Origin of the sequence: Mizugakiibacter sp., from assembly GCF_039680435.1 — a bacterium.
Classification (GTDB): domain Bacteria; phylum Pseudomonadota; class Gammaproteobacteria; order Xanthomonadales; family Rhodanobacteraceae; genus Mizugakiibacter.
Map to the genome: position 1 here is coordinate 1 of NZ_JBDKSX010000005.1, position 13,776 is coordinate 13,776.

The 13,776-nt window shown below is 72.6% G+C and carries 16 protein-coding genes; 7 read left to right on the forward strand and 9 right to left on the reverse strand.

The annotated features are described in order from the left end of the window. Positions 1 to 66: 66 nt before the first annotated feature. Positions 67 to 951, reverse strand: coding sequence for a subclass B3 metallo-beta-lactamase (gene bla / locus ABFC67_RS00500; RefSeq protein ID WP_346736077.1), 885 nt, complete (start codon positions 949 to 951; stop codon positions 67 to 69). Positions 952 to 1,224: 273 nt separating this feature from the next. On the opposite strand from bla, the gene ABFC67_RS00505 reads away from it, so the two are divergent. Genes ABFC67_RS00505 through ABFC67_RS00520 form a run of 4 tightly spaced genes read left to right on the forward strand, consistent with a single transcriptional unit; the run spans position 1,225 to position 4,475 of the window. Further along, complete coding sequence (locus tag ABFC67_RS00505) at positions 1,225 to 1,779, forward strand: cytochrome oxidase (RefSeq protein WP_346736078.1); 555 nt, start codon at positions 1,225 to 1,227, stop codon at positions 1,777 to 1,779. Then, on the forward strand, positions 1,772 to 3,232 hold the full coding sequence (locus tag ABFC67_RS00510; protein WP_346736079.1) for a cbb3-type cytochrome c oxidase subunit I: 1,461 nt from the start codon (positions 1,772 to 1,774) through the stop codon (positions 3,230 to 3,232). The genes ABFC67_RS00505 and ABFC67_RS00510 overlap by 8 nt, the downstream gene beginning before the upstream one ends. Before the next feature lie 12 nt (positions 3,233 to 3,244). After that, positions 3,245 to 3,892: an SCO family protein gene (locus ABFC67_RS00515; RefSeq protein WP_346736080.1), complete on the forward strand. Its 648-nt coding sequence runs from the start codon at positions 3,245 to 3,247 to the stop codon at positions 3,890 to 3,892. Beyond that, positions 3,876 to 4,475 carry a hypothetical protein gene (locus ABFC67_RS00520; protein WP_346736081.1) on the forward strand — a complete coding sequence of 200 codons (600 nt, stop codon included), beginning with the start codon at positions 3,876 to 3,878 and terminating at the stop codon, positions 4,473 to 4,475. Before ABFC67_RS00515 ends, ABFC67_RS00520 begins: the two co-directional genes overlap by 17 nt. A 25-nt stretch (positions 4,476 to 4,500) precedes the next feature. Here the strand turns inward: ABFC67_RS00520 and ABFC67_RS00525 are convergent, their stop codons facing one another. From ABFC67_RS00525 to rsmD, 8 genes are all read right to left on the reverse strand, one after another. After that, positions 4,501 to 4,893 (reverse strand): MAPEG family protein, encoded by a 393-nt coding sequence (locus ABFC67_RS00525; RefSeq protein ID WP_346736082.1) that lies wholly within the window; start codon positions 4,891 to 4,893, stop codon positions 4,501 to 4,503. Between the two features lie 14 nt (positions 4,894 to 4,907). Continuing rightward, on the reverse strand, positions 4,908 to 5,948 hold the full coding sequence (locus ABFC67_RS00530) for a TMEM43 family protein (RefSeq protein ID WP_346736083.1): 1,041 nt from the start codon (positions 5,946 to 5,948) through the stop codon (positions 4,908 to 4,910). Between the two features lie 158 nt (positions 5,949 to 6,106). Then, on the reverse strand, positions 6,107 to 6,979 hold the full coding sequence (locus tag ABFC67_RS00535; protein ID WP_346736084.1) for an MBL fold metallo-hydrolase: 873 nt from the start codon (positions 6,977 to 6,979) through the stop codon (positions 6,107 to 6,109). Positions 6,980 to 6,986: 7 nt separating this feature from the next. Continuing rightward, the gene (gene ggt / locus ABFC67_RS00540) at positions 6,987 to 8,681 is read right to left on the reverse strand and encodes a gamma-glutamyltransferase (protein ID WP_346736085.1); all 1,695 of its coding nucleotides are present in this window, start codon (positions 8,679 to 8,681) and stop codon (positions 6,987 to 6,989) included. Continuing rightward, a complete protein-coding gene (locus tag ABFC67_RS00545) occupies positions 8,678 to 8,944 on the reverse strand; it encodes a YfhL family 4Fe-4S dicluster ferredoxin (protein WP_346736086.1) in 267 nt (88 codons plus the stop codon). The genes ggt and ABFC67_RS00545 overlap by 4 nt, the downstream gene beginning before the upstream one ends. 91 nt (positions 8,945 to 9,035) lie before the next feature. Continuing rightward, complete coding sequence (locus tag ABFC67_RS00550; protein WP_346736087.1) at positions 9,036 to 9,536, reverse strand: hypothetical protein; 501 nt, start codon at positions 9,534 to 9,536, stop codon at positions 9,036 to 9,038. Positions 9,537 to 9,547: 11 nt separating this feature from the next. Continuing rightward, positions 9,548 to 10,072, reverse strand: coding sequence for a pantetheine-phosphate adenylyltransferase (gene coaD / locus ABFC67_RS00555; RefSeq protein WP_346736088.1), 525 nt, complete (start codon positions 10,070 to 10,072; stop codon positions 9,548 to 9,550). Positions 10,073 to 10,102: 30 nt separating this feature from the next. Continuing rightward, complete coding sequence (gene rsmD, locus ABFC67_RS00560; protein WP_346736089.1) at positions 10,103 to 10,690, reverse strand: 16S rRNA (guanine(966)-N(2))-methyltransferase RsmD; 588 nt, start codon at positions 10,688 to 10,690, stop codon at positions 10,103 to 10,105. Between the two features lie 113 nt (positions 10,691 to 10,803). Here rsmD and ftsY point away from each other — a divergent pair, with 113 nt between their 5' ends. The 3 genes from ftsY to mutY all read left to right on the forward strand — a co-directional run. Continuing rightward, complete coding sequence (ftsY, locus tag ABFC67_RS00565) at positions 10,804 to 11,823, forward strand: signal recognition particle-docking protein FtsY (RefSeq protein WP_346736090.1); 1,020 nt, start codon at positions 10,804 to 10,806, stop codon at positions 11,821 to 11,823. A gap of 139 nt (positions 11,824 to 11,962) precedes the next feature. Continuing rightward, positions 11,963 to 13,033: an AsmA family protein gene (locus ABFC67_RS00570; RefSeq protein ID WP_346736091.1), complete on the forward strand. Its 1,071-nt coding sequence runs from the start codon at positions 11,963 to 11,965 to the stop codon at positions 13,031 to 13,033. Beyond that, on the forward strand, positions 13,030 to 13,776 hold a 747-nt coding region (mutY, locus tag ABFC67_RS00575; RefSeq protein WP_346736092.1), incomplete at its 3' end, for an A/G-specific adenine glycosylase. The genes ABFC67_RS00570 and mutY, both read left to right, overlap by 4 nt.

A 13,776-nucleotide genomic window follows, 5' to 3' on the forward strand; every position in this document is an offset into this window, starting at 1 on the left:
GTAGGGTGGGCCTTGGCCCACCATCGTTTCTTTCGATGACGTTGCGACGGTGGGCCAAGGCCCACCCTACTGCGCCGGCGCGCGTTCGCGTTGCAGCCGCGCGTCGAAGTTTTTCAGCGCCGTCGCCGCGTAGGCGCGGCAAGCATTGGCGTCGATCAGCGGGTCCGGCCGCTGTCCGCGCGTGCGCGCGTCCAGCCGCTCCCGCAGGTTGGAGGCCGAGGGATGCGGCGTCAGCAGGATGTCGCACGGCAGCGCCGCCACGGTGGCGATCGCGCGGCGGAAATCCTCGGCGCGCTGCGGATGCTGCGGGTCGCCGAAGCGGTAGCCGTCGGCGCTGACCGCGGTCAGGCTGTCCGCGTAGACGACGTGCTCGCAGCGTCCGTGCTCGCACGCATCCCAGGTCCACGACGTGCTGCCCGGCGTGTGGCCGGGCGTGTAGTGCGCGGTGACGCGCAGCGCGCCGAGCGCCAGCGTCGCGCCGTCGGCGATCGTGCGCACATCGCGAACCGCGGGATAGCTCGACGCCACGCCCGCCTGCGGATCTGCGGGATCGACGCCGCCGTGCTCCATCGCGAACGCACCGGACGCGCTGGCGACCACCTGCGCGCCGCGCAGCCGCTGCAGTTGCGCGATGCCGCCGGCGTGGTCGAAGTGCGCGTGCGAGTTGAGGATGTAGCGGATGTCCTCGACACGGAAGCCGAGCGCGCGGATGTGCGCGGCGATCTGCGGCGCCGATTCCGGCAGGTCGCCGTCGATCAGGATCAGCCCGGCCGGATCGGCCAGCAGCACGGCGCTCAGGCCGTGGGTGCCGACGTAATAGGTGCTGCCGTAGATGCGGAACGGCGCCTGCGGCGCATTCCATTCGGCGCGCACGTCGGCGTACGGCGCAGCCGCGAGGGCCGGGCCCCAGGCGAGCGACGCGGCGACGATCAGCGATACGAGTCTGGGCATGGCGCGCTCCGGCGTGGGGGTGCGCGCAGCATGCCCGCTTCGCGCGGCGGCGCAGGGACGTGGCGATGGCGTTTCGCGGGCGCGTCCCATCCGCGCACGAACGGCCTGGCCCTCGCCGCTCCGGGCCTTCCCGTCTCCCCACGCCTCCCGGTTGTATCCGCTAGGGATGGCGACTAGGATCAGGGCGTCAGGAGTTGCGGCGCACCTATGTGCCGGATTCTGCGGCCAGTGCGCCGATCGCGTCCGGGGGGACGTCCAATCGGGAGGCGCAACATGTACCAGTCACTGGCTTGGGCGACCAGCCTTGTCGTGATGGCCGTGGTCGCCATCGTATTCCTCTACTTCGTGGCGTCGTCGCGTACCCGCGCCGACGACGGCGCGCATACGGCATCGGCGCGCTGGCGCAGCGGTATCTTCTGGGGGCTGTCCATCGCGTTCGTGCCGCTGATCGGCTACAGCCTGGTCGACATGCCGTATCCGCTGCCCGGCAACGCATCCGCCAATCCGATCGTGGTGCAGGCGGTCGGGCGGCAGTGGAGCTGGACGCTGTCGCAGGACCACTTCCCGGCCGGGCGGACGATCGAGTTCCACGTCACCGCGGACGACGTCAACCACGGCTTCGGCATCTACGACGACCACCTGCGCCTGGTGACCCAGACCCAGGCGATGCCGGGTTACACCAACATCCTGCGCCACACCTTCGCCACGCCCGGAACCTATCGGGTGCTCTGCCTCGAATACTGCGGTCTTGCCCACTACGCGATGATGACCCAGTTCACCGTCGAGGCCGCTTCCGTCGCGCAATCCCCGGAGGTGCGCCATGACTGACACCACCACCGTTGCCCGGGCCACGCCCGAGGTGCGCCTCTACGCGGCGCTGACCGGCATCGTGCTGCTGCTGCTGATGCTGTTCGGCGTGCTGATGCGCCTGGCCCAGAGCGAATGGATGACGATCGGGCCGGACCGCTTCTACCAGCTCATGACCGCACACGGCATCGGCATGGTCGCCATCGCCACACTCGGCGGCAGCGCGGTGCTGTGGCATTTCCTCGGCCAGCACGTGGCGCTCCGGCGCGGCGCCGCCATCGCCAACCTGGCGTTCTTCCTGGCCGGCGTGGCGGTCGTGCTGTGGAGCATCTTCGCCGGCGGTTTCGCCGGGGCGTGGACGTTCCTGTATCCGCTGCCGGCGCATCCGATGGGCATGTGGACGCGCGGCGCCGCGGCCGGCTACCTGGTCGGCGTGCTGCTGGTCGGGGTGGGCATGCTGGTGTTCTTCCTGGAAACCACGCGCGCCATCCTGCAACGCTACGGCAGCTTCGCCGTCGCGCTCGGCTGGAAGATGCTGCGCAGCGGCGACAAGCGCGACGCGCCGCCGCCGGCGGTGCTGGCGGGGACGGTGGTCAGCATCGCCAACCTGCTCGCGGTGTTCGCCGGCGCGGCGATCCTGACCATGATGCTGATCAACCTGTACCTGCCGCAGTTCGCGATCTCCGCGCTGCTGGCCAAGAACCTGATCTACTTCTTCGGCCACGTGGCGATCAACGCCACGATCTACATGGCGGTGATCGCCGTGTACGAGATCCTGCCGCGCTACACCGGCCATCCGTGGGGCGTGTACCGGGCCTTCGTGCTGGCCTGGAACGCGACCCTGCTGATGGTGCTGGTGGTGTATCCGCACCACCTGTTGATGGACTTCGCCATGCCGCTGTGGGCGGTGATCATGGGCCAGGTGGTCTCCTACACCAGCAGCCTGCCGGTGCTCGCGGTCACCCTGGTCGGCACGCTCGCCAACATCCACCGCAGCGGAATCCGCTGGGATCTGACCTCGGGACTGCTGGTGCTCTCGATCTTCGGCTGGAGCGCCGGCATCGTGCCCGCCGTGATCGACGGCACCATCGCCATCAATCAGGTCATGCACAACACGCTGTGGGTGCCCGGGCACTTCCACTTCTACCTGCTGATCGGCTGCGTGGCGATGATCCTGGCGTTCATCAACTGGCTGTCGCACGAGCAGGCGCCGGCGCGGTTCGGCGTGCTGCAGGGCGGGCTGTTCTGGCTGTACGCCCTGTCTGCGCTCGGATTCGTGCTGATGTTCCTGTACTCCGGCCATGCCAGCGTGCCGCGCCGCTTCGCGGTCCACCTTCCGGAATGGCAAGGATACGACCGCATCGCCTCGGGATTCGCCCTGCTGGTGCTCGCGGCGGCCACCCTGATCGTGCTGCCGGCCGTGCTGCGCATCGCCGGTGGCCGCGGCTCGGGCGCCCGCGCCGCGGGAACCTGACGGAGGCGGCCGGTGCGCACCGCGCTGGCCTGCCTGCTGCTGCTGGTGCTGGCGGTGGCGGCGGCCGCGCGCATGACGCACGGGTTCAGCGCGTTCACCGCCGAGCAGGCGCGGCGGCTGTACGTGCAGGAACGGCAGCCGCTGTTGCCGCAGACGCGGCTGATCGATGCGGCGGGCAACACGCACGCCCTGCGCGAGTGGCTGCAGGCCGACGGGCGCGCCTGGATCGTGGACTTCATCTACACGCGCTGCGAGACGCTGTGCAGCGTGCTCGGCACGCAATACCAGCGCATCCAGGCCAACCTGCGGCGGCGGCACCTCGACGCACGCGTCGGCCTGCTGACGATCAGCTTCGATCCCGCGCGCGACGACGGTCCCGCGCTCGCCGCCTACGCCCGGCGCATGGGCGCCGATCCGGCGATCTGGCGGATCGCGCGCGTGGCCGATCCCGCCGACCTGCCGGGCCTGTTGCGGTTTTTCGGCGTGGTCGTGATCGACGACGGCCACGGCGACTTCCAGCACAATGCCGCGCTGCTGTGGGTGGACGCCTCGGGCCGGTTGAGCCGCATCGTGGATTACGGCGATGCGTGGAGCGATCCGGTGCTGGCGCCGTACCTGGCACCGACTGCGCGGGAGGCGGCCGATGAGCGGCAGCCGTGAACGCGGCGCGCGGATCGCGGCCATCGCCCTGTTCGCGGCGCTCGCCGCGCCGCCCGTGCGCGCCCTGCTCGAAGCGGACATGCGCCTGCACATGCTGGTGCAGTTCCCGCTGCTGGCGGCGGCCGGCGCGCTGGCGGCGGCCGGCCTGCCGTCGGGCTGGCGCGCGGCGATCGCGCGCTGGAATCGCCACGGCATCGCCGGCCTGCTCTGCGCGGCGCTGACGAGCACGTTCTGGATGTTGCCCAAGGCACTGGACGACGCGCTCGTCGAGCCTTGGCTGGACGCCGCGAAGTTCGTTTCGCTCGGCCTCGGCGTCGGCTTCGCCCTGGCGGTGTCGTGGCGGCCCGCGGGCCTGATCGGCCGCGGCGTGTTCCTCGGCAACCTGCTGCCGATGCTGGCCGTGGCCGGCTGGCTGTACCTGGCCGCGCCGCTGCGACTCTGCAACGCCTATCTCACCGGCCAGCAGCAGGCCACCGGCACCGCCCTGATCGCCGCCGCGCTGGTGGCGACGCTCGCATGGCTGGGCGGATTCTTCGTCGGCGCGGGCGCGCGACCGGCGGCGCCACGCGCGCCTGCCGGCTGATGCCGGCGGGCGCGGACGCCGCCGCCTACGCGAGCCGCGCCCCGTATTGCCAGAGCAGCAGCAGCGCCAGCGCCAGTTCGATCGCATAGGTCGCCAGGGCGCCGATGAAGCGCGGCCACGACTTCCCGCCGCTGGCGCTCAGGCCGACCGCATGCAGCACGCGCGCCGCCACCAGCGCCGCCCCCAGCAGATGCAGCAGCCACGGCTGCGCCTGTCCGAGTTCGAGCAGGAGCAGCAGCAGCAGCGCCAGCGGCAGGTGCTCGACCGCATTGGCATGGGCGCGGATGCGGCGCTGCAGCCGCGGGTCGCCGCCGTCGCCGATGCCGATGCGCTGGGCGTTGCGGTACAGCGATACGCGCAGCGCCAGGACCAACACGATCAGGGCGCACAGCGCGGCGTACAGGGCGGTGATGGACATGCGTTCCTCCGGATTCAACGACGGGTGGGCCGCGCGGCGCGCGGGCGCTTCAAGCGCAGCAGCGCGCCGCCGCCGGCCAGCGCCGCCAGCGCGAACAGCGCAACCGCGGCGACGCTGCGCGTATCCAGCCACAGCGCGCCGCCGAGCGCCGCCAGCGGCGCCGTGGCGGCGAGCAGCGCGGCGATCTCGTCGCGGCGCCTGCCGTTCAGCAGCAGCATCGCGCCGCCCCAGGCCAGCAGCAGCACCAGCGCACGGCGCGCCCAGGCGTAGCGCGGCGCCTCGGGCATGTCGGGCAGCATGTCCGCCGGCGCGCGCTCGCCGAGCTGCACGCGCGCCGTGGCCACGCCGTCGGCGCCGGCGGCCGGCACCAGCGTGCCGTTCCGCACGCGCGCGACCACCGTGATCGGCTGCAGCGGCACCACCGCCCAGCTCACGCGCAGGTCGCCAAGGCGCGGCGACGCCGGGTCAGCGCTGGTCGTCAGCGCGCCCTCGACGGCCTGGAAGCTGGCGGCGAGGTTGGGCGGCAGCCGCGACAGGTCGGGCGCGTAGGCTTCATAGCCGGGAATCGCCTGCAGCAGCGGCAGCGACAGCGTGTAGCCGGCCAGGCGCACGCTGGGTGCGTAGAAGCGCGCGCCTTCGAACGGGAACGCGCCCGGATTCTCGTGGCCCCGCGGCTGGCGGAAGCGCGACGAATCGACCGCGCGATCCACCCAGTCCAGCTCGTAGCTCGGCGCGCCGCCGCCGAACGCGATTTCGCGCCACTGGAACATCTCGACCTTGCGCACCAGCGCCGGCGCCGAAGCGGCGACGGCGAACTGCAGGTCGGTGGCCAGGCTGATCACCTGCGGCGTGCCGGCGACCAGCACCAGGCCGCCCTCGACGCCCGGTCCGGGCTGGGCGTCGGCGCCGGTCAGCACGAAGCCGCCGACTGCGTCCTCCGCCGCGACGCGCAGCCGCGCCGCGCGCTCGGTGGCGGCCAGCAGCAGCAGCGCCAACGCCAGCAGCGCGCATCCGGCGATGCGCGAGCCCCAACGGTCCGGTCCCCATCCGATCATGCGTGATTCCCCCGATGCGCGGCACAGCTCGCGGGCGCGGCTTCGGCCGCGGAAGGCAACTCGCCGGCGCCGCGCCCCCTCCCGCACGGTCTTCGCGACGGGCCTTGAAGCGGCCGGCCGACCTTAACCCGACGCGCTCGCCGGCGCACAGGCCGGCTTCACAGCGCGAGGCCGGCCAGTTCGGCGCATTCGGCGGTGGTGCCGAAGCGGCCCTTGGCGTCGCGCGTCACCGCGGCCATCGCGATCTCCGCGTCGTGGGTGAAGAACAGGCGCACGCCGCGCGCGAGCTTGTCCTCGAGGAAGGCGCGCTTCTCGTCGATCAGCAGCTCGGGGTAGCGGTCGTAGCCCATCGTGATCGGCAGGTGCACCCAGGCGCGGCCGGGGATCAGGTCGGCGCAGAAGACCACGCCGCCGCCGGCGCCCGGCGAGGGCATCACCTCGGCCAGCATCAGCCCCGGCGTGTGGCCGTTGGTGAAGGTGAAGCGCACCGACTCGCCGAGCGCGCGCGCGTGCTCGCCGTCGACCAGTTCCAGGCGGCCGCTCGCTTCCAGCATCGGCAGCAGCTCGGGGATGAACGAGGCGCGGTCGCGCGGATGCGGATGCTGCGCGCGCTGCCAGTGCTCGCGGCCGACCACGAAGGTGGCGTTGGGGAATAGCAGCCGCGGCGGCTGCCCTTCCTGCCACGCCGCCAGCAGGCCGCCGGCGTGGTCGAAGTGCAGGTGCGAGAGCACCACCACGTCGATGTCCTCGTGGCGGAAGCCGGCGCGCGCCAGCGAGTCCAGCAGCACGTGCTGCGATTCGACCACGCCGTAGCGCTCGCGCAGCTTCGGCTCGAAGAACGCGCCGATGCCGGTCTCGAACAGCACGTTCCTGCCGTCGAGGCCGGCGGCCAGCAGGCAGCGGCAGGCCAGCGGGATGCGATTCTCCGCGTCCGGCGCGATCCACTGCGCCCACATCGCCCGCGGCGCATTGCCGAACATTGCGCCGCCATCCAATCGCTGCGAGTTGCCCGGGAGCGACCAAAGTTTCATCACGGCATCACTTCACTTTGCCCAGGCCCGACACGCCGCGCGGATCGCTGGCGGCGTCGAGCTTGCCGGTCCCGAGATCCCAGGTGACCACGTTCATGAAGCCCCAGCCATCGCGCTGCTTGAAGGTGTAACCCATGTCCTGCAGCGCCTTCGTGGTGGCGTCGTCGAACGCGTGCGGCTCGACGTAGACCAGGTCCGGCAGGTACTGGTGGTGGTAGCGCGGCTGCGCGGTGATCGTCGCGGCCGGCTTGCCGTCCATGAAGGCGAGGATGCCCTCGAACACCTGGGTGATGATGGTCGAGCCGCCGGGCGTGCCAAGCACGCCGATGCGGTCCTTGCCGAACACGAAGGTCGGGCTCATCGACGACAGCATGCGCTTGCCCGGCGCCGGCGCGTTGGCCTGGTTGCCGCGCAGGCCGAACGCGTTGGGCGCGTCCGGCACCAGCGCGAAGTCGTCCATCTCGTCGTTGAGGATCACGCCGGTGCCGCCGGCGACGAAAGCGGAGCCGAACGGCAGGTTCACCGTCGAGGTGCAGGCGACCATGTTGCCGTCGCGGTCGACGATCGAGAAATGCGTGGTGTCGGTGCCGGGCTCGTGCGCCAGCGCCGCGGGCAGCATCGCCGAGGGCGTGGCCTTGTCCGGCAGGATCGACGCGCGCAGGCCGTCCGCGTAGTGCGGCGACAACAGCATGTCCAGCGGCATCTTCACGAAGTCGGGATCGCCGAGGTATTCGTTGTGGTCGCGGAACGCGCGCCGCATCGCCTCGATGATCGCGTGGTAGCGCTGCGCGGGCGCCATCGCGGCGAGGTCGTAGCCGCGCAGGATGTTGAAGATCTCGGCCAGCGCCACGCCGCCCGAGGACGGCGGCGGCGCGGTGACGATGCGCCAGCCGCGGTAGTCGAAGCGGATCGGCTCGCGCTCGACGACGCGGTAGCCGGCGAGGTCGTCCAGCGTCCAGTTGCCGCCGGCGGCGCGCACGCTGTCGACCAGCGCGCGCGCGGTTTCGCCCCGGTAGAAGCCGTCGGCGCCCTGCGCGGCGAGGCGCTCCAGCGTGCGCGCGAGGTCGGGCTGCCTGAACACCCAGCCCGGCTTCGGCACTTGCCGGTCGGCGGCCAGCAGCAGTGCCGCCGAAGCGGGATAGCGCGCGATCACCTCGCGCCGCTCCTGGAGCCGGCCGAGGAACCGCGCATCCGGCTTGAAGCCGTTCGTGGCGATGCGGATCGCCGGCGCCAGCGACGCCTTCAGCGGCAGCTTGCCGTAATGCGCGGCCACCCCCGCCAGGCCGGCCGGCTCGCCGGGGATGCCGGCCGAGGTCGGGCCGTTGGTCGCGGCGTCGCGGTTCGGCCTGCCGTCGGCATCGGCGTACGCCTTTGCGTCGACCGCCGCCGGCGCGACCTCGCGCGCGTCGATCATCGCCTCGCGGCCGTCGGCGGCGCGGTGGATCAGCATGAAGAAGCCGCCGCCGATGCCGGAGCTCTGCGGCTCGACCACCGCCAGCGTGGCAGCCACCGCGATCGCCGCGTCGAACGCGTTGCCGCCCTTGTCCAGCACTTCCAGCCCCGCCTCGGTGGCGAGCCGGTGCGCGCTGGCGATCGCGGCGTGGCCGGGTTTGACGGCGGCGACGGGGGGCGCGGCCGCCGCCGCGATGTCCGCGCCGACGAGCAGCAGGGCAAACAGCAATACGCGCGGCAGGCCGGTCATGCCGCATCCCCCTCGTTTGCGTGCGTCAGGGCTGCGTACTTGCGGGCGAGCTGGTCGCGCGTCTCCGCGTGCTCGGGGTCGGGGATGATGCACTCGACCGGACACACCTCCACGCACTGCGGCAGGTCGTGGTGCCCCACGCACTCGGTGCACAGCGCGGGGTCGATCACGTAGTACTCCTCGCCCAGCGAAATCGCCTTGTTCGGGCAGACGGGCTCGCACACGTCGCAGTTGACGCACGCGTCGGTGATCTTCAGGGCCATCGCAAAACCATACCACGCGAGCCGACGGGGCAGCCCGCGGCGACGGGCGCGGCGCGTCCCGCGCGGCACGGCGCCGCGCGGGACGCCGTCATCACATCTGCACGAAGCGGTATTCGGCAGCGCTCGGCTTGACCGCGTCGCCGACGCGCTGCTGGTCGGCTGCGTCGCCGACGAACAGCACCACCACGCCCTTGAACGAACCCGGCTGCGCGTTCTTGAACGCGGCGACGATCAGGTCGGCGGTCTTCGCCGACTCGGGGCCGCCGAACGCCATCATGTTGCCCGGCAACACGGTGCGCGCGACCACGTCGGAGACGTTGTCCTGCTGGTTCTGGCGCTGTCCCACGGCCTCGTCGTTGTCGCCGCCCGGCACGAAGTACATGTACGGGCGGGCGTTGACGCCCTGCATGTGCTGGGTCACCACCTGCACCAGGTACTTCTTCCAGCCGGCGGTGTCGTTGCCGTCGGTCGGCTTGGTCACCGCAGCCTGCACCTGCTGCTGGGTCTGGTCGGCCGCTTCCTGCTGGTTGCAGGCGGACAGGCCGAACGCGCCGGTCAGCGCGATTGCCGCGAAGAAAGCCAGTTTGCGCATTGTCGTCACCTTCATGGGTTGTTGTTCGAATTGCGCCAGCGCTGGCGCAAGGCCTGTTGCACCGCGGGGTGCACGAAGCTGGACACGTCGCCGCCGAGGCGCGCGATCTCGCGCACCAGCGAGGACGAGATGAAGCTGTACTGCTCGGCGGGCGTGAGGAACAGGGTTTCCGCTTCCGGAATCAGGTGGCGGTTCATGCTGGCGAGCTGGAACTCGTACTCGAAGTCGGACACCGCGCGCAGGCCGCGCACGATCACGCCGGCGCCGATCTCCTGCACGAAGTGCGCGAGCAGCGAGGAGAATCCGCGTACCTCGACGTTCGCCACGTCGGCCAGCGCGAGGCGCGCCAGCGCGATGCGATCGTCGAGGCTGAAGCCGGGCTGCTTGACCGGGCTTTCCGCCACCGCCACCACCACGCGATCGAACAGCGTCGCCGCACGCGCCACCAGGTCGGTGTGGCCGTGGGTGATCGGATCGAAGGTGCCGGGATAGACGGCGACGCGCGCCTTCGCGCCGGGGCCGGTGGTGATCGCCATGGGCAACGTCTGCTGGGGGACGCAACAAGCTTAACGGATGGCCCCGCCGCGGCGATAGAGCGCATAACGCACCGCGCCGGCTCGGCCTTCCCGATGCAGCGTCCAGCCCGCCGGCAACGCCGGTGCGGCGTCCGCGGGCGCCTCCACGTAGACCAGCGCCGCGGGCTTCAGCCAGCCGCCGGCCTCGAGCGCCGCCGCCGCGTCCGCCCAGCGCGCCTCGGCGAACGGCGGATCGAGAAACACCAGGTCGAACGGCGCAGGCGCGTCGCGCAGGAAGGCCTGCGCGTCGGCGCACTCGACGACGCCGTGCGGCTGGTCGAGACGCACGAGGTTGTCGCGCAACGCCGCAGCCAGGCGCGGATCGCGCTCGACGAAGGTCACGTGGGCCGCGCCGCGCGACAGCGCCTCGACACCGAGCGCACCGGTGCCGGCGAACAGATCGAGGCAGCGCGCGCCCTCGATCGTCGGCGCCAGCCAGTTGAACAGCGTTTCGCGCACGCGGTCCGGCGTGGGCCGCAGGCCCGGCAGGTCCGGCACCGCCAGCTTCGAGCCGCGCAGGCGGCCGGCGACGATGCGCACGCGGCCGGCGCCCGACGGCGCGACGCGGACGCGCCTCACGCCGGCCACCGCGCGAGTTTCGCGGCGGGCTTTCGCGGCGGCGTGCGTTCAGCGGTCGGCGCAAGGGCGGGTGATAGCATACGAACGAGGATTGTCTCCGAATCCCGCCCACGATGCTCAAGTTCTGGAAGAAGAAACCGGACGACGACGCAGCCCGGCCCGAGGCCGCGCCGGCGGCGGGTGCCGGGGCGGCGCCGCCCGCCGCCCCCGCCGCGCGCCGAAGCTGGCGCGACCGCCTCGCCGGCAGCGCGCTTGCGCGCAGCCTCGGCACGCTGTTCGCGCGCAATCCGAAGCTCGACGACGCGCTGCTCGACGAACTGGAAACCGCGCTGCTGACCGCCGACGTCGGCGTGGCCGCGACGCAGGCGCTGGTCGAGGACCTGCGCACGCGCATGCACCAGCGCGCGTTCGCCGACGCCGGCGCGCTGCTGGCCGCGCTGCGCGAGGACATGCTGGCGATGCTGGCGCCGGTCGCGCAGCCGCTGGACGTGTCGACGACGAAGCCGTTCGTGCTGCTGATGGTCGGCGTCAACGGCGTCGGCAAGACCACCACCATCGGCAAGCTGGCGCGCCGCTACCGCGACGAGGGCCGCGACGTGCTGCTCGCCGCCGGCGACACCTTCCGCGCCGCCGCGGTCAGGCAACTCGAAGCCTGGGGCGAACGCGACGGCGTGCCGGTGATCGCCCAGGGCCAGGGCGCGGATGCGGCCAGCGTGATATTCGATGCGCTGCAGGCCGCGCGCGCGCGCGGCTGCGACGTGCTGATCGCCGACACCGCCGGGCGCCTGCACACGCAGGGCGGGCTGATGGACGAACTCGGCAAGATCAGGCGCGTGCTCGGCAAGCTCGACGCCGCGGCGCCGCACGAGGTGCTGATGGTGATCGACGGCACCACCGGCCAGAACGCGATCAACCAGGTACGCCAGTTCCGCGACGCGGTCGGCGTCAGCGGGCTGGTGGTGACCAAGCTCGACGGCACCGCCAAGGGCGGCGTGGTGTTCGCGCTGGCGCGCGAGTTCGGGCTGCCGATCCGCTACGTCGGCCTTGGCGAAGGCGCCGAGGACCTGCGCGAATTCGAGCCGCGCGCCTTCGTCGACGGCCTGCTGCCCGCGGAATTCGGCGCGCCGGCATGAAAAAAGGGCGCGGCGCCAGGGGCGCCGCGCCCGTCCCGCGCCCTCCGGGGGCGTTGGGAAGCGCGAAACACGGGCGGCCGCACAAGGCCGCCGCCGATGGTCGGACATGCCACAAGAAAACATTGCTCACCTCGTCACAATGCCGCATCGCGCCCTGCGCATCGCGCTGATCGTGCTGGTGGCGCTGCTGGCGGTGGCCCTGGCCGCGCTGATCGCCGTGCGCACGCTGCTGCAGCCGGCGCGCTTCACCGCGCTGTTGCAGCGCACCGCCGCCGGCGCCGGCCTGACGCTGAGCCTCGACGCGCCCGCCGCGCCCGCGCTGTGGCCGCGCCCCGCGCTCGAGCTGCAGGGCCTGCGGCTGACGTCGCGCGACGCCGGCGCGCCGCTGCTGCAGGCCGCGCGCGCGCGCATCGTGCTGCCCTGGCGCGCGCTGTTCGGCGGCGCGGCCTCGATCACGCGCCTGGAGCTGGATGGTCCGCACGTCGATCTCGACCAACTGCGCGCGCAGTTGGCGCGGCTGCCGCAAAGCCAGGCCGCGCCGCGGCTGCCGCATATCGACACCGGCGTAAGCATCGCGCAGGGCGTGCTGCTGAGCGGCGGCGCACCGGTGCTGACCGACGTCGCGATGCACGCCGGCAGGCTGGCGGCGGGCGAGCGCTTCACGCTCGGCTTCCGCGCGCGCGGCGCGCACGATCGCATCTACACGCTGAACCTGGCGGCGGTGCCGCGCGAGGAAGCGGGCACGCTGCAGTTCGACGCTCTGACGCTGCGACTCGGCGTCGACGATTTCGCCGATGCCAGCCTCGCCGGGCAGGCACGCTGGTCGGGCGGCGAAGCGCTGGACCTCGCCCTCGCCGGCGAGCTGACGCGCGCGCGGCATCCACCCTATGCGCTGTCGCTGCGCGCGACGCCGGCCACCGCCGTGGCGCCCGTCAACGTGCGCGTGAAGCTGGACGGCGCCGACGCGCACGCCAACGCGCAACTGTCGCCGCCGGCGCTGCTCGCGTGGTGGCGCGGGCTCACCACCGCGCCGGGCGACGCGCTGCCGCTGCCGCCGCTGGCCGGTAGCGCCGACGCCGCCAGCCTCGACCTCGGTCCGGCGCACGTCGAAGGCCTGCGCATCCAGGCCGGCCCCGACGCCGCGCTGCCGCCCGAACTGCTGCCGGCGCCCGCCGCCAGCGCGGCGAAGCCGGCAGCGCGCAAGCGATGAGCGCGCTGGCCGCGCGCCTGCTCGACTGGCACGACGTCCACGGCCGCCACGACCTGCCGTGGCAGCATCCGCGCGCCCCCTACCGCGTGTGGGTCGCCGAGGTGATGCTGCAGCAGACCCAGGTGGCGACGGTGATCCCGTACTTCCTGCGCTTCATGGACGCGCTGCCGACGCTGCGCGACCTCGCCGCCGCCGACGAGGATCGCGTGCTGGCGCTGTGGTCGGGCCTCGGCTACTACCGCCGCGCACGCTTCCTGCACCAGGCGGCGAGGCTGTGCGTGGAACGCCACGAGGGCGAGCTGCCGCGCGCGTTCGACGCGCTCGCCGCACTGCCCGGCATCGGCCGCTCCACCGCCGGCGCGATCCTGGCGCAGGCGCACGGCCTGCGCTTCGCCATCCTCGACGGTAACGTCAGGCGCGTGCTCGCGCGCTACCACGGCGAGCGCGGCTGGCCGGGCGCGCCGGCGGTGGAGAAGCGCCTGTGGGCGCACGCCGAGGCGCACACGCCGCATGCGCGGCTGGCCGACTACACGCAGGCGATCATGGATCTCGGCGCCACCGTGTGCACGCGCGCGCAGCCGCGCTGCGCCGCCTGCCCGCTCGCCGCCGGCTGCGTCGCGCGCCGCGACGGACTGACCGCCGAACTGCCGGAAGCGCGCCCGTCGAAACCGCTGCCGCAGCGCTCGACGACGCTGCTGGTGCTGCGCGACGGCGCCGGGCGCGTGCTGCTGGAGCGTCGCCCG